This is a genomic window from Streptantibioticus cattleyicolor NRRL 8057 = DSM 46488, from assembly GCF_000240165.1.
Taxonomy (GTDB): domain Bacteria; phylum Actinomycetota; class Actinomycetes; order Streptomycetales; family Streptomycetaceae; genus Streptantibioticus; species Streptantibioticus cattleyicolor.
The window spans coordinates 3923211-3946052 of the sequence record NC_017586.1 but is presented as its reverse complement, the minus strand read 5'-3'; the positions used below and the strand labels follow the sequence as shown (position 1 = coordinate 3946052).

Genomic DNA, 22842 nt, shown 5'->3' with positions numbered 1-22842 from the left:
GCGCCGCGGCCCGGTCAGCGCAGCCGCAGCGTCTTCATCAGCCGCAGGCCCCGGTTGAGCAGGGCCGCGTACTTCTCGTCGTCCAGGCCGAACGCCGAGCCGAGCGGCATCACCCGCTGGACGGCCACGGTCTGCGCCTCGGTGTACTTCACGATGCCCTCGGCGCCGTGCCGGCGGCCGAGCCCGGAATCGCCCATGCCGCCCATCGGCGCCTTGACGCTGCCGTAGGCGGCGGCGTAGCCCTCGTTGACGTTGACGGTGCCGGTGCGCAGCCGGGCGGCGACGGCGCGGCCCCGGGCGACGTCCTTCGTCCACACGCTGGAGTTGAGGCCGTACGGCGTGGCGTTGGCGCGTTCGACCGCCTGCTCCTCGTCGTCGAACCGGTAGACGGAGACGACCGGGCCGAAGGTCTCCTCGGTGCACACGGCCATCGGCGGCTCGACGCCGTCGAGGATGGTGGGCTCGTAGAACAGCGGGCCGACGTCGGGGCGGGGACGGCCGCCGGCCAGCACCCGGGCGCCCTTGTCCACCGCCTCCCGCACGTGCCGGTCGACGGTCTCCAACTGCCGCTCGCCGACGAGCGATCCCATGTCGGCGCCGTAGGCCAGGCATGACCCCAGGCGCAGCGCCCGGGTGCGGGCGGCGAACTTCTCCAGGAACGGCTCGGCGACCGAGGAGTGGACGTAGAGCCGCTCGATGGAGATGCACAGCTGCCCGGCGGAGGCGAAGCAGGCCCGTACCGCGCCCTCGGCGGCCCGGTCCAGGTCGGCGTCGCGCAGCACCAGCATGGCGTTCTTGCCGCCGAGTTCGAGGGAGCACCCCACCAGGCGGGCGGCGGCCCGCCGGGCGACGTCCCGGCCGGTGCGGGTGGAGCCGGTGAACGACACGTAGTCGGCGTGCTCGACCACCGCGGGGCCCACCACCGGGCCCTCGCCGAGCACCACCTGCCACACCGCGGGCGGCAGCCCGGCCTCGATGAGCTGTTCGCGGGCCCACAGCGCGGTCAGCGCGGTCTCGGTGTCGGGCTTCATCACCACCGCGTTGCCGGCCGCGAAGGCGGGCAGCGCGTCGCCGACGGAGAGTTCGAACGGGTAGTTCCACGGCGCGATCTGGCCGACCACGCCGCGCGCCACCCGGGCCTCGGTGACCTTGGTGAGGGTGGGGATGACGCCGGTGTGACGCCTGGTGCGCAGGTATTCGGGGGCCTTGCGGCCGTAGTGGCGGGCGGCCACCGCGACCGCCTGCACCTCCTCGTGCGCGTGCAGCCGGGCCTTGCCGGTCTCCAGCTGGATCAGGTCGAGCACCTCGGACTGGCGGCGCAGCACCAGGTCGTGGAAGCGCAGCAGCACCTCGGCTCGGCGGCGGACCGGCAGCGCGGCCCAGGCCCGCTGGGCCGCCCGGGCCTCGGCGAACGCCTCGGCGACCTCCGCGACGGTGGCCTCCGGCAGGTCGGCGAGCTTCTCGCCGGTGAACGGCGTGTGGTTGGCGGTACGGCCGCTGCCGGGCACCCCGCGGGTCAGCCGCGCGACCAGGGCGGGGGTCACCACGTCGGCGGCCCGCCGGCTGCCGGCCGGTGCGACGGGGTTGCCCGGCACCTCACCGGCGGCGGGCGTAGTCTTCGGCGTCTGCTGCGGCTGGGTCATGGGCGCGAGATTACGGCGGTGACGCCCTTTTGGATACCCGGCGGTAACCGCTTTTCACCGGTCGTCCACAACTGTGCCAGTGAACACTGGCGCGAATGACGCGCACCCCGGCGCGCACGCCCCCAACACCCGCGCGCGACCGGCCGAACGCGCCCCGCGCTCACCACTCCACCCCCCGCAACGCCTCACCCACCGCCTCCTGATCCGTCGGATGCGCCCACATCTGCTGCCGCAGCACCTCCAGCGGCACCCGCGCGTGCACCGCCACCGCCAGCGCCCCCAGCGTCTCCGCCCCGCACGGACCCGCCGTGGTCGCCCCGACCAGTGCCCCGGCGCCCACGTCGGCCACCACCTTGACGAAGCCCTCACCGCCCGCCCCGTGGCCGCCGCGGGCGGTCCGCGCCCGGTCGGCGTACCCGGTACGGACCGCACGCCCCGCGGCGCGCGCCCCGGCCTCGGTGAGCCCCACCGCGCCGATCTGCGGATCGGTGAAGGTCACCCGGGGCACCGCGTGGTAGGCGGCCACCGGACCGCCCCGGCCCAGCACGCCGCGCACCACGATGTCCGCCTGGTGCCGGGCGACATGGGCGTACGAGCCCTTGCCGGTGGCATCGCCCAGCGCCCACACCCCCGGCCGCCCGCCACCCGGCGGGACCACCCGCAGTCGGTCGTCCACCGGCAGCGCGGACGCGTCCGGGTCCACCCCGAGGGCCATCGCGCCCAGCCGGGCCAGATCGGTGCGCCGCCCGACGGCGACCAGCAGCCGCTCCGCGGTCAGCCGCTCACCGCGGTCGCAGTCCACGGTGAAGCCGGCGCCGGGCGTGTGGCCCACCGCGACCGCCCGCACCCCGGTGTGCACCTCCAGGCCGTCCTCGGTGAGCGCCTTCAGCAGCAGCTCGTGGACCTCCGGCTCCTCCGCGGGCAGCAGCCTCGGCGCCGCCTCCACCACGGTGACCGCGGTGCCGAACCGGCTGAACGCCTGGCCGACTTCGAGCCCGGTGGGGCCGGCCCCGAGCACCAGCAGGGAACGCGGCGCCTCGGCCGCCGCCATCGCCTCCCGGCTCGTCCAGTACGGGGTCGCCGCCAGCCCCGGCAGCGGCGGCACCACCGGCTCGCCGCCGACCGCCAGCACCACCGCCCGCCGGGCCCGCAGCACCGTCTCGGCGCCGTCCGCGTCGGCCACCGTGACCTCGTCCGGCCCGGTCAGGCAGCCGGTGCCGCGCAGCACCCGCACCCCGCGCCCGGCCAGCCGGTCCGCCGCCGGTCCCGCGTCCGGCCCGCCGGTGGCCGCTCGCACCGCGCGCGCCGCCTGCCGCCACTCGGGGTGGACCATCGCCGTCCCGGCGTGCCCGGGGATGCGGCGCCCCTCGGCCAGAAGTCCGGCCGCCCGCGCCAGGATCCGCGACGGCAGACAGCCCGCGCCCGCGCACTCGCCGCCCACCACGCGTTCCTCGACGCCGACCACCTCCAGCCCGGCGTCGGCGAGCCGGCCCGCCGTCTCCTCCCCGCCGGGGCCGAGCCCCACCACGATCACATCGGCGTGGTCCGGACGGACGGCAGCCATGGCGGCCTCCTCGCGTGCCGACGGCGGCAGGAGTCCCTTCCCACGGTACGCGCGCGAACTGCCCGGCGCCGCTCGCCGGAACGGGACTCAGCCGTCGGCGCGGTAGGTGGCGGCGGCCTGCTCGAAGCACTCCGAGACCGTCTCGCGCGCCTCGTCGGGGCCGGTCACCAGGACCACGTCGTAACGCCCCGCGCGCAGCACCGCGAGGTTGCGGACGTACCGCGCGGCACCGCTGTCCGGATCACGGTAGGTGAACTCGCCCTCGGCCGCGCTGCCGCCGCCCGTCTCCAGCGTCCTCAGCCCCGCCGAGGACGACCAGGAACTCGCCCGGAATCCGGCCAGTTCGGGCTCGTCACGCAACTGGTAGCCGAACGGATCGGCGCCGTACGAGGCCGCGGTGTCCCGCCCCTCCACCACGATCAGCCGCAGGGCGTCGTCGCCGGGCGCGTAGACCACCTCGGCGCCGCGCACGCTGCGGGTCCAGCCGTCGTGGACGGCGACGGCGAAGCCCGCCGGATCCTCGCGCAGGGTGAAGCCCGCGCCCAGCGGCGGCATCGTGGCCAGGTCGCTGGGGGTGGGCCGGTCGCCGGCGGAGCCCTCGGACGGGGTGGCGGCCCCGGTGCTCGCCATGCGGCCGGCGGCGGCCCCGCCCGGACGCCGTCCCTGGGCGCCGGCCGTGTCGTGCGGGAGGAGGAACAGCGCGTAGAGCACGGCCCCGGCCAGCAGCAGGAATATCAGCCCCACCAGGACGAACCCCAGCCGCCGGGGGCTGCCGGCGGGCCGGCCGCGCGGCGCCGGGGGCGGGACGACGACCGGCGTCCGCGTCCGCCGCCGGGCCGGCCGCACCAGCTCGCCGCGGCGGCGCACCACCGGCAGCAGGTGCGGATCGGCCGGCACCTGGAGGGTGCGGCTGCCCACCCCCGGCTCGGGCGCCGAGCGGACCAACACCTCCAGCCGGGCGCGCAGTTCACCGGCGGACGGGCGCTGGTCGGGGTCGGCCCGCAGCAGCGCCTCCACCACCGGCCGCAGCGGCCCGCACTCCTCGGCGAGCCCCGGCGGCCCGGCGCACACCAGCCGCGCCAGCTCGGCGGCGCCCTCCTCGGGGTAGGGCGCGTGCCCGTGCACACAGCGGAAGAGCAGCGCGCCCAGCGCCCACAGGTCCGCCGCCGGCCCCACCGGCGGCGGCTCGTCGCCGAACGCCCCGGCCGCCTGCTCCGGCGCCCACCGCTCGGTGACCGGGCCGACCACCGCCAGCCGGGCCTGCCGGGCCCGTTCCCTGGCGGGGCGCGAGGCCGGACCCGGCGGCGTACCGTGCCCGGCGGAGACCGCCCGCGGCACCGGGTCGTACCCGCACAGCGCCTCCTCGGCCGCGCCCAGCGCCAGGCCGTCCAGCATCGCCCGGCCGTCGTCGCAGACGAGCACGGTGTGCGCGGTGACGTTGCGGTGCGTCCACCCCTGGGCGTGCAGCGCGCGCAGCGCCCGCAGCACGTCGGCGGCGACCTCGGCGGCCCGGTACGGGGTCAGCCGGCGGTCGGCGAGGAGGGCGGCGACCGGGCGGCCGGGGACGGGCTCGGAGACGATCCACAGGCTGCCGTCCTCGATCAGCACGTCGAAGACCTGGGTCAGCGCGGGGTGGTCGGGGAGCGCGGCGGCGGCCCGGGCGGCGGCCAGCGCCCGCCGGGCCACCGGGCCGCCGGGCGGCTCGCCGTCGCCGGACGCGGCCCGCCCGTCGATCTCCCCGGTCACCACCTCCGGCAGCGGCACCTCGCGCAGCAGCACCTCCTGGCCGCTGTAGGTGTCGAACGCGCGGATGCCGGGCGGCTCGGGCTCACCGGAGGTCCATGGCAGCCGGTAACGTCCGGCCAGCACCCGCTCGCCGTACTCGTCCACGGCTTCTCCCTCCCCGCGCGTCCCCCCGCCGCGCCACCGCCGCGGCCCGCCGCCGGCCGGTTCCGGTCGGCGGGCGGTCCGCGTCCTTTGACGATACGTGCCCGGCTCCGGTCAGCCGGTGGCTTCGAAGGTCTCGAAGAAGGTCCGCCGCAGCGAGGCGCAGGAGGCGTCGTCCCACCGCTGCGCCGGGCAGGAGAACATCACCGCGTAGCCGGAGCGCGAGTCGGCGAAGCCGCGGTCCAGCACCCGCATCGTGGTGCCGCCCTCGGTGCGGGTGAACTGCCAGTCGGCGGCGGTGGCGAAGTGCTGGTAGCGCACCGGGCGGATGCCCAGCCCGTGGTAGCCGGGGCTGCTCGCGCGCACCGCGCCCTCCAGGCCGCGCCAGGCCGCCGCGGCGTCCTTCCCCGGGGTCGGGCTCCAGTCGACCTGCACCCGCGGGTAGGAGCGGTCGGAGGCGGCGAAGACGGCCCCCGAGTGGTCCCCGGCGGTGCCGATCCGGTGCCAGCCGGCCGGCAGCGCCATGCTGAAGCGGAACTCGCCGTCCCGGTGGAGCCGCCACCCGGCCGGCACACCGCCCGGCGCCGCCGAGTGCCACGCGGACGGCGCCGCCGCCAGCGGGGCGTCCTTGCCCTCGGCGCCGTCCGCCGCCGTACCCGGGGCGGCCGACGGGGCGCCGGCCGCATGCGAGGCGCCCTTGTCCTTCTGCCCGTCGGCCGAGGAGGCGAGCGCCACCCCGAGGACCGCGCCCAGCACCGCGAGGACGACCACGGTCACCACGATCACCAGGGTGCGCCGCGGCACCACGTCGGTCAGCGGCGCCCGTACCCGGGCCAGCGGCGCGGTCGGGGCGACCGGCTTCAGCCGCGGCTCCGGCTCCGGCCGGGCCGCCGCGGACCGCGCCGACCGCAACGCGCCCAGCAGCTTGGCGCTCTGACCTGAGGTCAGCCCCGAACCGGCCGCGCCGGACCCCGGGGCGGCCACCGGCCGGGAGGCGGGCGGCAGCCCGGAGTCGGTGGGCACCGGCTGCGGATCGGCGGCGAACGCGACCGGCCGGGTCACCTCGGCGGCCGGGACGTCCGGGGCGCTCTCGGCGGCGACGAGCAGCTTGCGCACCCCGGCGTCGTCCAGCCGCTTGGCCGGGTCCTTCACCAGCAGCCCGGCGATGGCGTCGGCCAGCGGCCCGGAGGTCTTCGGCGGCTCCAGCGGCTCGGTCATCACCGCCGTCAGGGTGGCGATCGCCGACCCCTTGTCGTACGGCGGGCGCCCCTCGACCACCGCGTACAGCAGCGCGCCCAGCGACCACAGGTCGGCCGGCGGGCCGGGCTTCTGGCCGCGGGCGCGTTCCGGCGAGATGTACGAGGGGGCGCCGACCAGCATGCCGGTGGAGGTGACCGACGGGTCGCCCTCGACCTGGGCGATGCCGAAGTCGGTGAGGACCACCCGGCCGTCGTCGGCGATCAGCACGTTGGACGGCTTGACGTCCCGGTGCAGGATGCCCTCGCGGTGGGCGGCCCGCAGCACGTCCAGCACGGCCAGTCCGACCTCGGCCGCGCGTCTGGGCGGCAGCGGACCGTCGGTCCGGACGGCGTCGGAGAGCGAGCGCCCCTCGACCAGCTCCATCACGATCCACGGCCGATCGTCCTCCTCGACCACGTCGTAGACGGTGACCGCGCCGGTGGCCCGGATCCGGGCGGTGGCCTTGGCCTCCCGCAGCGTACGGGTGATCAGCCGGCGCTTCTCGTCCTCGTCCACGTTGCCGGGGAAGCGCAGCTCCTTGACCGCGACGGTACGGCCCAGAGTCTCGTCGACCGCCCGCCACACCGTGCCCATGCCACCGCGCCCGAGGACCTCGCCGAGGCGGTAGCGGTCGGCGAGGAGACGGCCGGTGGTGCCTTGCGCCTGGGTCATCAACGTCCTTAGCAGATCGATATGACGGTCCGTCGGGCGGCGCGGGTCGGGTCGCGTCTGCCCTCCCCCATCATCCCCTGTCCCGGGGACAGCCGTGGCCCTGCCCCGGGCCTCCGGTACCGGACCCGGCGGGACATCACGGACGGAACCGGGTGAACCGGTGTGGTCAGCGGGCGGGCCGGAACGTCGTCCGGGCCGCGGTGAACACCGGCAGCCACTTCGACCACTCCGCGTCCGGCGCCGACAGGTACAGGGCGTACTCGGTGCCGCCCTCCTTGCCGAAGCCGAGATCGATCGCGTGGTACACCCGGTGCCTGCCGTCGGGCAGCACCTCGTCGCCCTGCCAGGTCCACTCCCAGATGGCGGCGGGCATGGTGGTGCCGCCGAAGGTGACCTGGGTGGGGTTCATCCGCAGCAGGCTGTAGCCGTTGTTCTTGGCCCGGAGGTTCTTCTCCAGCTGGCGCCAGTGGTCGATGGGGCTGGGCCAGGCGAAGTCCTCGGTGCTGACCATCAGTTCGCAGTGCTCGGCCACGTTGAGGTAGTCGACGTCGCCGTTGGACTTGACGGTGCGCGGCCACCCCTTGGGGACGGCCATGGAGAACCCGGCCGGGTCGTGGGCGATCCGGTATCCGGGCGGCGCGACCGGGACGTCGGAGGCCGGCCGGGTCGGGCGGCCGGCGCCGGACGGCTGCGGAGCGATGGTGTCCCGGCCGTCCGCCGACGCCTTCCCGCCCTCCCGGGTCAGCAGCGTGCCGACGACCGCCGCGGCGACCACCACCACGGCGGTGGCGCACCAGGCGGCCACCCGCAGCCCGCGCCGCCGCGGCCGGGCGGCGTGCCCGGCGGCGTGCCCGGGGACCGCGGTCGGCGTGGTGGCCGTGGGGTCGGCGAGCCCGGGCGCGCCGGGGTGGCCGGGCGGGGCCGGTGCGGTGGCCACCGCGCCGGGGCCGGGCGCGACGGGCACGGTGGAGCCGGTGGGGGCGTCGGCCGGCGGGGGCTCGGCGACGGGCGCCGGGTGGCCGTTGACCGGCGCGGGATGGCCGTTGACGAGCGCGCCGGACGGCTGCGGCGCGGCCTGCTCCGCCCAGCCGGACACGGTGGGCGCGGCGGCGGACGGCGCCGCCGCCGCGGGGGGCCGCCAGGTGCCCAGCCGGGCGGTGGCGGTGTCCCTGGGCTTCGCGGCGGCCGTGACCGTCTCCACCGAGGCGACCAGCAGCCGCTCGACCTCCTCGGCGGACATCCGCTGCTCGGGGTCCTTGGCCAGCAGCGACTCGATCAGCGGGGCGAGCGCCCCGGCCCGCCGCGGGCGCGGCGCCGGGTCGGCGGCGATGGCGTACGCGGTCTCTATCGGGGTGTCCCGGTGGAACGGCGCCTCGCCCTCCACCGCCTGGTAGAGCGTGGCCCCCAGCGCCCACAGATCACTCGCCGGGCCGGGGGTGCCGCCGGTGATCCGCTCGGGGGCCAGGTAGTCGAAGGAACCGATGAGTTCCCCGGTACGGGTGAGCGTGGAGGTACCGGTGGCGGAGGCGATGCCGAAGTCGGTCAGGACGACCCGGCCGCCGGGCCAGCCGCCGTCCTCGTCCGCGCCGTCCCCGGTCAGCAGGACGTTGGCGGGCTTGACGTCCCGGTGGAGCACCCCGGCGCGGTGCGCGGCACGCAGCGCGGCCACCATGCCGCGGCCGATCCGGGCCGCCTCACGCGGCGTCACCGGGCCGTCCTCCTTGAGCACGTCGCCCAGGGTGCGGGCGGGGACGTACTCCATGACGATGCACGGCAGCCCCTCGTCCTCGCACACGTCGTGCACCACCACCACGTTGGGGTGGGTGATGCGGGCGGCGCTGCGCGCCTCACGGCGGGTGCGCTCGTACAGCCGCTCCCGCTCGTCGTCATGGAGGTTGGGCGGCACCCGTAGCTTCTTCACCGCCACCTGGCGCCCCAGCAGTTCGTCCTCCGCACGCCAGACGGCGCCCATGCCACCGCGGCCTATCAATTCGGCCAGCCGGTATCGTCCGGCGACCAGCCGCCCCTGATCGGACACCTCGCGCCCCTTCCCGCCCCCGTCAACGCGTCACGCTCAATGCGGAACGATATCCGGCGCCCCCAACCTGGCCGCGTCCGCGGTCAGATCGTCCGGCTGCCGTTGCGATTCCCGTTCCGCCTCGACCCGTTTCTCGTAATGTTCGACTTCTCTTCGTGTACGTTCACCGTCCCAGCCGAGCACCGGGGCCATCAACTCCGCCGCCTGCCGGGCGCACCGGGTGCCCCGGTCGAAGGTCTCGATGGAGATCCGGGTGCGCCGGGTGAGCACGTCGTCGAGGTGGCGGGCGCCCTCGTGGGAGGCGGCGTAGACCACCTCGGCCCGCAGATAGTCCTCGGCGCCGGTGAGCGGCTCGCCCAACGAGGCGTCGGCCGCGATCAGTTCGAGCACCTCGTCGACGAGTGAACCGTACCGGTTCAGCAGGTGTTCGACCCGGGCCACGTGGAGCCCGGCGCGCGCGGCGAGGCGGGCCCGGGCGTTCCACAGCGCCGGATACCCCACCGCCCCGGCCAGCGGGACGTCCTCGGTGCAGCACGCGGCGACCCGGCCGTCCAGCCCGTGCACCGCCGCGTCCACCGCGTCCTTGGCCATCACCCGGTACGTGGTGTACTTGCCGCCCGCCACGACCACCAGGCCGGGCGCGGCGTGGGCCACCGTGTGCTCCCGGGAGAGCTGGCTGGTGGCCTCCGACTCGCCGGCCAGCAACGGCCGCAGCCCGGCGTAGACGCCCTCCACGTCGTCCCGGGTCAACGGCACCGCCAGCACCGAGTTGACGTGCTCCAGCAGGTAGTCGATGTCGGCGCTGGAGGCCGCCGGGTGGGCCTTGTCCAGGTTCCAGTCGGTGTCGGTGGTGCCGACGATCCAGTGCCGGCCCCACGGGATCACGAAGAGCACGCTCTTCTCGGTGCGCAGGATGAGCCCGGTGGTGGAGTGGATACGGTCCTTGGGCACCACCAGGTGGATCCCCTTGGACGCCCGGACGTGGAACTGGCCGCGCTCGCCGACCAGCGCCTGCGTCTCGTCCGTCCACACCCCGGTGGCGTTGACCACCTGCCGCGCCCGCACCTCGTACTCCCCGCCCTGCTCGGCGTCGAGCACCCGGGCGCCGACCACCCGTTCCCCCTCGCGCAGGAAGCCGACGACCCGCGCCCGGTTGGCCGTCTGCGCGCCGTAGGAGGCCGCGGTCCGCACCAAGGTGGTGACGAAACGGGCGTCGTCCACCTGGCCGTCGTAGTACTGCAACGCGCCGACCAGCGCGTCCTTGCGCAGACAGGGCGCCACCCGCAGCGCGTGGCGGCGGGTCAGATGGCGGTGGTGCGGCAGCCCGCGGCCGTGCCCGGAGGAGAACGCCATGGTGTCGTAGAGCGCGACCCCGGAGCCGGCGTACAGCCGCTCCCAGCCGCGGCGGGTGAGCGGATACAGGAACGGCACCGGGTGCACCAGGTGCGGGGCGAGCCGCTGGAGCAGCAGGCCGCGTTCCTTCAGCGCCTCGCGGACCAGCGCGAAGTCCAGCATCTCCAGGTAGCGCAGGCCGCCGTGGATGAGCTTGCTCGACCTGCTGGAGGTACCCGAGGCCCAGTCCCGCGCCTCGACCAGCCCCGTCGACAGCCCCCGGGTCACCGAGTCCAGCGCCGTACCGGCACCGACCACCCCGCCCCCGACCACCAGTACGTCCAGTTCCTGTTCGGCCATCCGCGCCAGCGCCTGGGTGCGCTGCTGCGGGCCCAGTGGTGCCGTCCTCACCCGTGCCACCTCCGCCTGCCGTCGCTGCCGGCCCGGTCCCTTCGATGGTGACGGCCATCCGGGCACCCTGCCAGCCCGGGCGGGCGTTCGGGGGGCCGGTTGCCCGTCCGTGGGGAAGCGCTTGCCCGTGCGGACAGCCCGGTGTGTGCCCGGCGGTCGGCGCCACGCCCCTGGACACCTCACGCCCCCAATCCTGAATAACAGTCATATTTCCGCTTAGCCTTAAATGCCTTCATCCGGGCTTTCCGGGACGTAAAGGAGGGGAACCGCTCCATGCCCGCAGACCTCGCCGTCATCGGACTACGCCACGTCGGACTGCCGCTCGCCCAGGCCGCCACCGCCGCCGGGATCGGCGTCATCGGCTACGACACCGACCCGGCGGTGACCGACGGCGTCAACGCCGGACGCTCCCCGGTCGAATGGCTCGCCGCCGCCGACATCCGCCGCATGCTCGCCGCCGGCTTCCGCGCCACCGGCGACCCCGCCGTCCTCGGCCGCGCCCGCACCGCCGTCATCTGCGCCCCCACCCCGCCCGGCGCCGACCTCGCCCCCGACCTCACCGCGGTCACCGAGGCCGCCCGCACTCTCGCCGCCCACCTGCGCCCCCACACCACCGTCGTGCTGGAGTCCACCGCCGCCCCCGGCACCACCGAGGACGTGCTGCGCCCGATCCTGGAGAACGGATCCGGGCTGCGGGCCGGCCGCGACTTCCACCTCGCCTACTCCCCGCACCGCGCCGACCCCGGCCGCCGCGACCGGGTCATCGCCAACACCCCCAAGGTCATCGGCGGCCTCACCCCGGCCTGCACGGAGGCCGCCGCGGCTTTCTACGGCCGCATCACCGACCGCGTCGTGCGGGCCCGCGGCCCCCGCGAGGCGGAGGCGGCCAAACTCCTGGAGGCCGTCTACCGGCACGTCAACATCGCACTCGTCAACGAGATGGCGGTCTTCTGCCACGAGTCCGGCATCGACGTGTGGGACGTGATCCGGTGCGCCGAGACCAAGCCGTTCGGCTTCCAGCCCTTCCGCCCCGGCCCCGGCGTCGGCGGCCACGACGTACCGCCGGCCGGCCCCGCTCTCCCGCTGCGCATGGCCGACCTGGCCCGGCAGGTCAACTCCCGGATGCCGCGCTACGTCGTGCAGCGCTGCGCCGCGCTCCTCAACGAACACGGCAAGTCCGTGCGCGGCGCCCGGATCCTGCTGCTCGGCGTCACCTACAAGGCCGACCTCGGCGACCAGGAGGGCGCCCCGGCCCGCGAGATCGGCGCCCGCCTGCTCGACCTGGGCGCCACCCTCGGCTACCACGACCCGTACGTCCCCGAATGGCGCCTCCACGACCGCCCCGTGCCGCGCGCCGACTCCCTGTGGGAAGCCGCCGCCGACGCCGACCTGACCGTCCTCCTCCAGCACCACCGCACCTACGACCTGCAAGGACTCGCGGTCAAGGCGCAACTCCTCCTGGACACCCGAGGCGCCACCCCCACCGGCACCGCCGCCCGCCTGTGACCCCCTCCCAGCCGCGCCCCGCCCCGGCCCGGTTCCTCGCCGTTCCGCCCCGGCGGCGCGCCCGACGACCGCACGTCGCGCCCGGGGACCCGCTCAGCCCCTCCGGCGGCGCGCCCGGCGCATTCTCAGGGCGCCGGCCAGGGCCAGGGCCGCCACCGCGGCCAGGACGACGGCGACGGCGGCCAGGGAGACCTTGTTGACCTCGACCTTCACGGTGACGGGGGCGCCCCAGGGTTTGCCGTCGGGGGCGGTGATCAGGCGGGCGGTGAGGTCGGCGGGGCCGTTGCGGAGGGCGGAGACGCGTACGCGTTCGGTGTGGCTGGCGGCGGCCGGGACGGTGACCGGGGTGTCCCGGCGGCCGACGGTGAGCCGGTCCACGGCGCCGGAGGTCACCCGCAGGACCAGCCCGGCGAGCGGCTGCTGCAACCCGTTGGACACCGTCACCGGCAACGACGCCGACCCCCCGGTCACCGTCACCGCCCCGCTGCGCGGCAGCAGCCGCACCGAGGCGATCGAACGGTCCAGGTAGTCCTCCAGCCCCGACGCGTACCCCTCGGCCCCGTGCGGATCGCCGCGCCAGCCGGTGGACAGCGCCCGCAGCATCGCCCGGTGCACCGCGTCCGTGGTGCGGGTCGGGTCGGCGAGCACCCGGGTCAGCGTCGCCAGATCCGGCCCGGTCGCGCGCACCGTGGACAGCACCGCGGCCGGCAACTCCCCGGCGGACCCCGCGGACGCCCGGCCGAAGCCCGCCACCGAGGTCTCCGGACCGCCCGACGCCACCGCCTCCGGCCCCGACAACGCCAGCCACCCCGCCCCTTGCGCCGCCCGCAACGCCCCCGCCAGCGCCTCCGCCACCTCCCCCGGCATCCGCCGCGGCGGCAGCACCACGACCCCGCCCGGCCCCCCGGGCCCCCGCAGCGCCGCCCTGAGCAGATCGCCCAGGAGTTCCTGACGCCCCGACACCACCCCGCCCTCGCCGCCCAGGTCCCGGGTGAGCGTGGTGTCGGTCGCCGGATCGCCGACCCACACCGTCGTACCGCCCGCGAGGGAGGCCCTCGGCTGCCCGCTGCCGGTGCCCAGCCCCCGCCCGGACGCCAGCACCGTCCGCAGCCCCAGCCGCCCGGCGAGCGCCGTCACCGAGCTGTCCAACGCGCCCCGGTACGGCCACGCCACCACGGCCGCGGCCTTGGTGCGCAGCGCGTCCGCGACCGCCGGACCGGCCGCCGTCGTCGCACCGGCGAGCACCCCGGACGGCGGCCCCGCCACGCCCTGCCGCTCCCGGTGCGCCAACGAGGCGAGGTCGGGGTCGGCGTACGGCAGCGCGTCGACGGTACGGCCCCGCACGGCGTCGGCGGCCGTCCTCAGCCAGGCGTCCGCGGTGTCCGCGCCGGTGCCCTCCCGGCTCTGCCGCGGATCGGCGCCGTCGGGCCGGTCGGCCACCCGGTAGCCACGGCTCATCGCGGCGGCCTCGTCCAGCAGCCCCGGGTCCACCGTCCAGGTGACGTCCAGCCCGCGGCCCGCCGCCACCACCCGGCCGAGGCGTCCCGCGGTGCCCAGGTCGGTGGCGAGCGCGTCGTCCCGGAAGACCGGCTGCGCCGCCTGCCCCTCGCCGAGTGAGACGGCCTGCATGTGCGGGCGGTCGGCGACCGGCCAGAACACGGCGGTCCGCAGCGCCGGCACGTTCGACCCCGGCGGCGCCCACGGCAACTCCGTCCCCGTCTCCGCCAGCACGCCGCCGTCCGCCCCGGCCAACGTCACCGTCAGCCGGTGCACCCCGGCCGTCCCCGGCAGCCCCAGCGCCGACACCGGCACCCTCACCGTGAACGGCACCCGCTCCCCCGCGCCCGGCGTCGTCACCGCCACCGAGTGCCCGGCCACCACCGCGCCCCCGTCCACCCGCACCCCCACCCGTCCCGGCGCCCGCTGCCCGCCGCCCACCACGGCCCCCGTCACGCTCACCGTGTCGTCCGGCCCCGGCACGGCCGGGGTGACCCCGGTGAGCACGACGCTCCCGGCCCCGGGCGCGGCCGACGGGGCGGGGGTGGTGAGCAGGGCCAGCACGGCGCACACGGCACGGGCAACGCGCCGCCTGCGCGCGGGGCGCCGCCCGGTCGCGTCCCGTACCGGCGTCACGACGGCCGCCGCGAAGCCGGCTCAGCCCCTGACGGGTGAGTACGGATGCGGCTGGGCGTCCAGGACGCGCTTGAGGGCGTCGAAGTTCTCCACGCACCGGCCGGTCCCCAGCGCCACGCAGTCCATCGGGTCGTCGGCCACCACCACCGGCATGTTCAGCTCGCCGCCGAGCCGTACGTCGAGCCCGCGCAGCAGCGCGCCGCCGCCGGTGAGGACGATCCCCCGGTCCATGATGTCGCCGGCCAGTTCCGGCGGGCATTCGTCCAGGGTGTGCCGGACGGCGGCGACGATCGCGTCCACGGGGTCGGCCATGGCCCGGCGCACCTGGTCGGAGTCGAGGTCGAGGGTCTTCGGCAGGCCGCTGACGTGGTCCCGGCCACGGATCCGGCAACGCCGCCGGGCCCCCGCGCCCACCGCGGCGGGCGGCGGCAGCAGGCCGACCGCGGTCGCCTCGTCGAGCCCGCCCGCCACGGAGTCGTCCGCCCCGCCACCGGGACGGCGGCCGAGTTCCCGGTCGAGCCGACGGTCGAGTTCCCGGTCGAGGGCCGGGTCGGGCACGGGGTCGGCGGCCGGGTCGAGCATGGTGACCGAGGAGGTCGTGGTGGCGGCGACCGCGTCCTGCGGCGGCCAGTAGTCCTCCGGCACGTCGGTCGCCGAACCGATCGTCATCTTCACCTCCTCGGCGGTACGTTCACCGATCGCCAGCGCGTGCTCCCGCTTGACGTACTGGATGATCGCCGCGTCGATCGCGTCGCCGGCCACCCGTACCGAACGGGCCGCCACCAGACCGCCGAGCGAGACCACCGCCACCTCGGTGGTGCCGCCGCCGATGTCGACCACCATCGAGCCGGTCGGCCGGCTCACCGGCAGCCCGGCCCCGATCGCCGCCGCCATCGGCTCGTCGACCAGATGGACCTGACGCGCGCCCGCCGAGGTCGCGGCCTCGACGACCGCCCGCCGTTCCACCCCGGTGATCCCGGACGGCACGCAGATGACGACCCGTGGCCGGGCGAACCGTCCACGTCCGGACACCTTGCGGATGAAATGCGACAACATCCGTTCCGCGATCTCGAAATCGGCGATCACCCCGTCCCGCAACGGGCGCACCGCCACGATGTGCGAGGGGGTACGGCCGATCGTGGACTTGGCCTCCGCCCCGACGCTGATCACCTCCCCGCTGACCGCGTTGACCGCCACCACGGAAGGCTCGTTGAGGACGATTCCCGCCCCGCGTACGTAGACCAGGGTGTTCGCGGTGCCCAGATCGATGCCCATGTCACGACCGGAAAACGACTTCTTCTGCGCCATAAGATGTGATTATTGCCATAGTCGGGCGTATTCGCCGCTCGGAGGGCGCGTGGCGTACGGAACGTGCCCACGCCATCCGCCGCCTCGTCCCGCCACACCCCGTCAGCCGCCTCCGTCATATCTCTGTTGAGGCCATGTCAGTGCTGGCTGTTGGCCTTCGGCTTCCTTTCACCCTCCCGGGGGAACCTCTTCATGAGCCGGCCCTGGCCCCGGCCCGCCGCCAACGGCCCGCACGGCGCTCCGCCGCCGCCCCAGCCCGCGCCCGACGCCTCGGCCGGATACGCGACCGTACCGGCCGCCCAGGCTCCGGCTCCGGCTCCGGCTCCGCAGGCGAGTGGGGTTCCGCAGGCGGGCGCGGTTCCGCAGCGAGGCGGCACGCTGCCGCCGCCCGGCGCCTACCCTCCGCCCGGCGGGTACGGCGCCCCGCCGGTCGCCGCCGTCCCCCGGCGTCCCGACCGCACCGGCCCCGGCATCCTGGCCGGCCTCGGCGCCGCCGTGGTCGCCGTGGTGATCTACGCCGCCATCCTGCGCTTCACCGACCACGAGGTCGGCTACGTGGCCCTGGTGGTCGGCCTCCTCGTGGGCGCCGCGATGGGCAAGGCCGGTGGCCGCAACCCGGTGCTGCCCGTGCTGGGCGTGGTCATCTCCCTGGCCGCCGTCTGGTTCGGCCAGCTCGTCGGCATCGCCTGGAGCGTCAGCGGCCACGCCGGCGTCTCCTTCGCCGACATCTTCTTCAGCCGCTTCACCACGCTGGTCGACGTGTGGAAGAACGACTTCGCCGACGCCAAGGACATCCTCTTCTTCGCCATCGCCGGCGTCGAGGGCTTCGTCGTCACCCGGCGTACCGGCAACTCCGCCTGACCTGCCGCATCCGGCCAACGGCCCGGCGCGGCAACGGAAAAGGGGCCCGGGACGAACGTTTCGTCCCGGGCCCCCACGTCGTTCCGGAGAGCGTGCCCCGCGGGTCAGCGGTGGGCGACGGACGGCGCCACCGTGACCTCGACCCGCTGGAACTCCTTCAGCTCCGAGTAACCCGTGGTCGCCATCGCGCGGCGCAGCGCACCGAAGAAGTTCATCGAACCGTCGGGCGCGTGCGACGGGCCCAGCAGGACCTCCTCGGTGGTGCCGACCGACCCCAGGTTCATCCGCTTGCCGCGCGGCAGCTCCTCGTGGACCGCCTCCATGCCCCAGTGGAACCCGCGGCCGGGCGCGTCCGTCGCGCGGGCCAGCGGCGAACCCATCATCACCGCGTCCGCACCGCACGCGATCGCCTTCGGCAGGTCACCGCTGGAACCGAAACCGCCGTCCGCGATGACGTGCACGTAACGACCACCGGACTCGTCCATGTAGTCGCGCCGCGCCGCCGCCACGTCCGCCACCGCGGTCGCCATCGGCACCTGGATGCCGAGCACGCTCCGGGTGGTGTGCGCGGCCCCGCCACCGAACCCGACCAGCACACCGGCGGCACCGGTACGCATCAGGTGCAGCGCCGCGGTGTACGTGGCGCAGCCGCCGACGATCACCGGGACGTCGAGCTCGTAGATGAACTGCTTGAGGTTGAGCGGCTCGTGCGAACCCGAGACGTGCTCCGCGGAGACCGTGGTGCCCCGGATCACGAAGATGTCGACACCCGCGTCCACCACGGCCTTGGAGAACTGCGCGGTGCGCTGCGGGGAGAGCGCGGCGGCGGTGACCACACCCGCCTCGCGCACCTCGGCCAGCCGCTGCCCGATCAGCTCCTCACGGATCGGCGCGGCGTAGATCTCCTGGAGGCGGCGGGTGGCCGAGACGTCGTCCAGCTCCGCGATCTCCGCCAGCAGCGGCTCCGGGTCGTCGTACCGGGTCCACAGGCCCTCAAGGTTGAGCACCCCGAGACCGCCGAGCTTGCCGATGCGGATCGCCGTCTCCGGCGAGACCACGGAGTCCATCGGGGCGGCCAGGAACGGCAACTCGAAGCGGTAGGCGTCGATCTGCCAGGCGATCGAGACCTCCTTCGGGTCCCGGGTACGCCGGCTCGGGACGACGGCGATGTCGTCGAATGCGTAAGCCCTGCGCCCGCGCTTGCCCCGCCCGATCTCGATCTCAGTCACTGTTCGCCTTTCTTCGTGGCCTGCCCTCCCAGTATCCCGCAGCCCCCGCCGGGCGCCCCCGCCCCGTATCCGGTACCGGGGGCGCCGCCGCGCCGGCCGGGCGGCGGCACGGGCGGGGTGGCGGCACGGGCCGGGCGCCGCTCAGCGCGTGTGGTAGTTGGGCGCCTCGGTGGTCATCTGGATGTCGTGCGGGTGGCTCTCCTTCAGCCCGGCCGCGGTGATGCGGACGAAGCGCCCCTTCTCCTTCAGCTCCGGAACGGTGGCCGCGCCCACGTACCCCATCGAGGAACGCAGGCCGCCGATGAGCTGGTGGGCGACGGCCGCCAGCGGACCCCGGTAGGGCACCTGGCCCTCGATGCCCTCGGGAACCAGCTTGTCCTCGGAGAGCACGTTGTCCTGGAAGTAGCGGTCCTTGGAGTAGGACCTGCCCTGGCCACGCCCCTGCATCGCGCCGAGCGAGCCCATGCCGCGGTAGGTCTTGAACTGCTTGCCGTTGATGAACAGCAGCTCGCCCGGGGACTCCTCGCAGCCGGCCAGCAGGCTGCCCAGCATCACGGTGTCGGCACCGGCCGCGATGGCCTTGGCGATGTCACCGGAGTACTGCAGGCCGCCGTCGCCGATCAGCGGGACGCCCGCCGGGCCGGCCGCGAGCGACGCCTCGTAGATCGCGGTGACCTGCGGCGCGCCGACCCCGGCGACCACCCGGGTGGTGCAGATGGAACCGGGGCCCACGCCCACCTTGACGCCGTCGGCGCCGGCGTCGATCAGCGCCTGGGCGCCGTCCCGGGTGGCCACGTTGCCCGCCACCACCTCGGTCTTCAGGTTGGCCTTGACCTTGGCGACCATGTCGAGGATGCCGCGGCTGTGACCGTGCGCGCTGTCGATCACCAGGAAGTCGGCACCGGCCTCGACCAGCGCCTGGGCCCGTACGAACGCCTCGTCGCCGACGCCGACGGCGGCACCGACCAGCAGCCGGCCCTCCGCGTCCTTGGCCGCGTTCGGGTACTTCTCGGCCTTCACGAAGTCCTTGACCGTGATCAGGCCCTTGAGCCGGCCCTCGTCGTCGACGAGCGGCAGCTTCTCGATCTTGTGGCGGCGCAGCAGCTCGATCGCGTCGTCCCGGGAGATGCCGACCTTCCCGGTGACCAGTGGCATCGGCGTCATGACCTCGCGGACCTGGCGGCTGCGGTCCAGCTCGAAGGCCATGTCGCGGTTGGTGACGATGCCGAGCAGCTTGCCGGCCGGGTCGGTGACCGGCACACCGCTGATCCGGAACTTGGCGCACAGCGCGTCGGCCTCGGCCAGCGTGGCGTCGGGGTGCACCGTGATCGGGTCGGTGACCATGCCGGACTCGGAGCGCTTGACCAGGTCGACCTGGTTGACCTGGTCCTCGATCGACAGGTTGCGGTGGAGCACGCCCACGCCGCCCTGGCGGGCCATCGCGATGGCCATCCGGGCCTCGGTGACCTTGTCCATCGCGGCGGACAGCAGCGGGATGTTCAACCGGATGTTGCGGGTGATCCGGGACGCGGTGTCGACCTGGTTCGGCACCACGTCCGACGCGCCCGGCAGCAGCAGCACGTCGTCGTAGGTAAGTCCGAGATACCCGAACTTCTCGGCTACCGTCTCGGCCACTCCGTCGGTGTTGGCGGTCATGACACCTTCCCCAATGCTCTTGCCCGGCGTGGCATCCCATGCTACTGGCCTGGAACGAGTACCTTTCGCCCTCGTGTTTGTGGTTGTGCACAAACCACGGGCTGTGGACAACTCCGTCACCCGATCGTGGAACATCCGACCCGTTCGAACGTGACGAGGGCCCGCCCGGGGAACGACGTACCCGCCGTGCCCGGGGCGAGCCCTCGGAACGGACCCTAGGCGCTCAGCCCCCGCGCGTCGTCCGCGGGCAGCCCGTGCGCCTGGGCGGCCAGCGCCCGCAACCGGCTCAACGCGCGGTGCTGGGCCACCCGTACCGCGCCCGGGGACATCCCCAGCACCTGGCCGGTCTCCTCCGCCGTCAGCCCCACCGCGACCCGCAGCAGCACCAGCTCGCGCTGGGTGGCCGGCAGGTTCGCCAGCAGTTCCCGCGCCCATTCGGCGTCGCTGCTCAGCAGCGCTCGTTCCTCCGGCCCGAGCGAGTCGTCCGGCTTCTCCGGCAGATCCTCCGACGGAACGGCGGTCGAACCGGGCCCCCGCATCGCCGAACGCTGCAGGTCGGCCACCTTGTGGGAAGCGATGGCGAACACGAACGCCTCGAACGGGCGCCCCTGGTCGCGGTAGCGCGGCAGCGCGCACAACACCGCCAGGCAGACCTCCTGCGCGAGGTCGTCCACAAAGTGGCGGGCGTCACCCGGCAGCCGCGACAACCTCGTCCGGCAGTACCGCAGGGCCAGCGGGTGGACGTGGGCCAGCAGATCGTGCGTGGCCTGTTCGTCGCCCTCCACAGCGCGGCGTACGAGGGCACCGATGGCCGAGGTCTCGTCGTCACGCACCGGTCCATGGTGCATGGTCGCCCCGCGGTCCGTCGCACCGCGTCCCGACTTGTGCATCGAAGCGTTATACGGAGGGCCACTCCGCAGCGGCTGTCCGCCACGTCCCGGGGCCTGCGCCGCGGCCGGCACCGGGTGGGCCGGCCGCGCCACGGCACCGAGCACGGTGGTGGTCTGCACCCCCGTGGCGTGCAGCGTCGCACCGGACGGCGCCGCCGCGACCGCGCGCACGCCCTGGCCGCCCGGGTAGGAGGCGGCGGCCGGACGACCGGCGGACTGGCGCGGCGCGTACTCGTACTCGGCGGCCGGCCCCGGACGCGGAGCGCCCTCGGCCCGGGCCGGCGCGCCGGCCCCGGCGGAGGCGTACGCCGCCGTGGCCCGGGCGATCGCCGCACGCCCGGACGTGGTGGCCGCGCCGGACGCGGATGTGCTCGCCGCCGTCATCCCACGCATCCGCTCCCCGTCACCGTCGGCCTCCGATTCACCCGCGCCCTTGGCCTCCGAGGCCGGCAAGCCCGCCACCACCCCGAGCGGAAGCTCGGTACTCCGCCCCGCCCGTCTGTCGCCCGTCGGCATACACGACGGGAGCGTTGAACACTGCCCCTCTGGTGGGTCCCCGAGGAAGTCCATACCTCAAGCATGCGGCCTCGCGCGGACATCCGGAACTTCCGCGGTGGCCGGTCCCGTCGCGCACCGCCCCGCCGGGCCGCCTCCGCCCGGCCCGCACCCCGGCGACCAGGCGGTCTTCCGAACCGCTGCCCGGGAACGTCCCGCGGACACCCCGCGTGCCCCGCGGACCTGGCGGGTCGGGTGCCGGACCTGGCCCCTGGGGCCGCCGTGCCTCACCGCGCCGGGACCGCCGTCGCCGCCGCCCGCCCGAGGGTGCCCCGGTGTCCGCGAGATCCCCGTCGCGCACGCCTTCCGGGGCCCGGCCGTGTGACCAATTTCGCGGCCGGGGTCACGCTGGGGGCCGGTCCCGGAACGCCGTGCCCGCCGGCCGACGGCTCTCGCCGACGCGGTACGGAGCCGGTGCCCGTGCCCTTGCTCGTGACCGTGACCGTGCCCGCCGGGACGTTCGCGGCCGGTGGCGTCCCGGGGACGTCGACCGGCCGTGAGACCCACCTCGTACCCGGCCGCCGCCGACCCGACGGCGACCAGGCGCTCCGGCCCGGCGGCCACCATGCCGACGGCCCGCGTTCCGGCGACCGTGCCGGCAGGGGGCGGGCCGGTGGCCGGGAGGCGGGTGTTCGCGGAGCGGAGGACCGGGTCGCCGACCGGCGGGTGACCAGCGGTCCGGCGGACGACGGGCGGGCGGCCGGGGCCCGGTGACCGGCGGCCGTCGTGGCGCCGGTTCGTGCGCGGGCGTTCCGGCGGGTGCCCTGGACACGCCGCCCGGCCCGGGCCGTGTCCGGCCGTCGGCCGGTCCGGCGGACCGGACCGCGGAGCAGGCCGGGCCGTCACCGGTCCGACCCGCACCGGACGGGCACGGCCCGGGCCGGGCGGGGCGTCCCCACCGTCCTCTCCAACGCACGGCACGGCCTCAGCGGACGAGGCCCCAGCGGAAACCGAGCGCCACGGCGTGCGCCCGGTCGGACGCGCCGAGCTTCTTGAACAGCCGCCGCGCGTGGGTCTTGACGGTGTCCTCGGAAAGGAACAGCTCGCGCCCGATCTCCGCGTTGGACCGGCCGTGGCTCATGCCTTCGAGCACCTGGATCTCCCGCGCGGTCAGCGTCGGCGCGGCGCCCATCTCCGCCGACCGCAGTCTGCGCGGGGCCAGCCGCCACGTCGGGTCGGCCAGCGCCTGGGTGACGGTGGCCCGCAGTTCGGCACGCGAGGCGTCCTTGTGCAGGTAGCCACGGGCGCCGGCGGCCACCGCGAGCGCGACGCCGTCGAGGTCCTCCGCCACGGTGAGCATGATGATGCGGGCGCCGGGGTCGGCCGACAGCAGCCGCCGTACGGTCTCGACACCGCCGAGACCGGGCATCCGGACGTCCATGAGAATGAGGTCGGAGCGATCGGCGCCCCAGCGGCGGAGGACTTCCTCGCCGTTGGCCGCCGTCGTTACGCGCTCCACACCGGGCACGGTCGCGACCGCGCGGCGAAGCGCCTCTCGGGCAAGCGGGGAGTCGTCGCAGACGAGGACGGATGTCATGACCGCCCTCCGCAGCAGATCCGCGTCACGTTGAGCCTCCAGGCTGGTACGAATCATCACCGGTGGGCCTGACGGCGCCGGGCACCCGCCCGGCTTCTCTCGCCGTCCAACCACCTCCGCACTCTCAACGACGCTCACTCGAAAGAGTTACGGAGTCTGGCAGCCGTCATCGACACTCTACGTGATCGGACCGACACGGATCAGCTACATCGGGCGCCAAGGGGTGCACCACGTCTCACTCGGGAGCACTCGCGGCGCACAACCCGCACCGCGATCCCCCTCCCCCACCCCCCGCCTGCCGGACGCCGAGCGCCCCCTCCCGTGGCCAACGCTCACCTATGTCGGTATTTGAACTGTTTAGCGGCTTTTTTTACCGCTCGG

At 75.3% G+C, this 22842-nt stretch carries 15 protein-coding genes; 3 read left to right on the top strand and 12 right to left on the bottom strand.

From position 1 onward, the window contains the following. Window positions 1-14: 14 nt before the first annotated feature. From SCATT_RS17350 to SCATT_RS17325, 6 genes are all read right to left on the bottom strand, one after another. A complete protein-coding gene (locus tag SCATT_RS17350; protein WP_014144392.1) occupies window positions 15-1643 on the bottom strand; it encodes a succinic semialdehyde dehydrogenase in 1629 nt (542 codons plus the stop codon). A 160-nt stretch (window positions 1644-1803) separates the two neighbouring features. After that, window positions 1804-3207 carry a dihydrolipoyl dehydrogenase family protein gene (locus tag SCATT_RS17345; protein WP_014144391.1) on the bottom strand — a complete coding sequence of 468 codons (1404 nt, stop codon included), beginning with the start codon at window positions 3205-3207 and terminating at the stop codon, window positions 1804-1806. An 87-nt stretch (window positions 3208-3294) separates the two neighbouring features. Further along, on the bottom strand, window positions 3295-5097 hold the full coding sequence (locus SCATT_RS17340; RefSeq protein ID WP_014144390.1) for a protein kinase family protein: 1803 nt from the start codon (window positions 5095-5097) through the stop codon (window positions 3295-3297). Window positions 5098-5208: 111 nt separating this feature from the next. After that, window positions 5209-7005 (bottom strand): serine/threonine-protein kinase, encoded by a 1797-nt coding sequence (locus SCATT_RS17335; protein WP_014144389.1) that lies wholly within the window; start codon window positions 7003-7005, stop codon window positions 5209-5211. Between the two features lie 166 nt (window positions 7006-7171). Further along, a complete protein-coding gene (locus SCATT_RS17330) occupies window positions 7172-9043 on the bottom strand; it encodes a serine/threonine-protein kinase (RefSeq protein WP_014144388.1) in 1872 nt (623 codons plus the stop codon). Between the two features lie 36 nt (window positions 9044-9079). Continuing rightward, window positions 9080-10786 carry a glycerol-3-phosphate dehydrogenase/oxidase gene (locus SCATT_RS17325; protein WP_014144387.1) on the bottom strand — a complete coding sequence of 569 codons (1707 nt, stop codon included), beginning with the start codon at window positions 10784-10786 and terminating at the stop codon, window positions 9080-9082. Between the two features lie 273 nt (window positions 10787-11059). Here SCATT_RS17325 and SCATT_RS17320 point away from each other — a divergent pair, with 273 nt between their 5' ends. Next, a complete protein-coding gene (locus SCATT_RS17320) occupies window positions 11060-12292 on the top strand; it encodes a nucleotide sugar dehydrogenase (protein WP_014144386.1) in 1233 nt (410 codons plus the stop codon). A 93-nt stretch (window positions 12293-12385) separates the two neighbouring features. On the opposite strand, the gene SCATT_RS17315 is transcribed toward SCATT_RS17320, so the two are convergent. Next, the gene (locus SCATT_RS17315; protein WP_014144385.1) at window positions 12386-14353 is read right to left on the bottom strand and encodes a DUF6049 family protein; all 1968 of its coding nucleotides are present in this window, start codon (window positions 14351-14353) and stop codon (window positions 12386-12388) included. Window positions 14354-14446: 93 nt separating this feature from the next. Further along, window positions 14447-15733 carry a rod shape-determining protein gene (locus SCATT_RS17310; protein WP_014144384.1) on the bottom strand — a complete coding sequence of 429 codons (1287 nt, stop codon included), beginning with the start codon at window positions 15731-15733 and terminating at the stop codon, window positions 14447-14449. Between the two features lie 192 nt (window positions 15734-15925). Between SCATT_RS17310 and SCATT_RS17305 the strand changes: the two genes are divergently transcribed. Beyond that, window positions 15926-16594 carry a hypothetical protein gene (locus SCATT_RS17305; RefSeq protein ID WP_014144382.1) on the top strand — a complete coding sequence of 223 codons (669 nt, stop codon included), beginning with the start codon at window positions 15926-15928 and terminating at the stop codon, window positions 16592-16594. 104 nt (window positions 16595-16698) lie between these two features. On the opposite strand, the gene SCATT_RS17300 is transcribed toward SCATT_RS17305, so the two are convergent. The 3 genes from SCATT_RS17300 to SCATT_RS17290 form a co-directional block, all read right to left on the bottom strand. After that, window positions 16699-17823 (bottom strand): GuaB3 family IMP dehydrogenase-related protein, encoded by a 1125-nt coding sequence (locus SCATT_RS17300; RefSeq protein ID WP_014144381.1) that lies wholly within the window; start codon window positions 17821-17823, stop codon window positions 16699-16701. 141 nt (window positions 17824-17964) lie between these two features. After that, on the bottom strand, window positions 17965-19479 hold the full coding sequence (guaB, locus tag SCATT_RS17295; RefSeq protein ID WP_014144380.1) for an IMP dehydrogenase: 1515 nt from the start codon (window positions 19477-19479) through the stop codon (window positions 17965-17967). Window positions 19480-19694: 215 nt separating this feature from the next. Further along, the gene (locus SCATT_RS17290) at window positions 19695-20312 is read right to left on the bottom strand and encodes a sigma-70 family RNA polymerase sigma factor (protein ID WP_041825138.1); all 618 of its coding nucleotides are present in this window, start codon (window positions 20310-20312) and stop codon (window positions 19695-19697) included. A gap of 1032 nt (window positions 20313-21344) precedes the next feature. Between SCATT_RS17290 and SCATT_RS17285 the strand changes: the two genes are divergently transcribed. Then, complete coding sequence (locus SCATT_RS17285) at window positions 21345-21638, top strand: hypothetical protein (protein ID WP_014144378.1); 294 nt, start codon at window positions 21345-21347, stop codon at window positions 21636-21638. A 211-nt stretch (window positions 21639-21849) separates the two neighbouring features. On the opposite strand, the gene SCATT_RS17280 is transcribed toward SCATT_RS17285, so the two are convergent. Next, the gene (locus SCATT_RS17280) at window positions 21850-22461 is read right to left on the bottom strand and encodes a response regulator transcription factor (protein WP_003948568.1); all 612 of its coding nucleotides are present in this window, start codon (window positions 22459-22461) and stop codon (window positions 21850-21852) included. Between the last annotated feature and the right edge of the window lie 381 nt (window positions 22462-22842).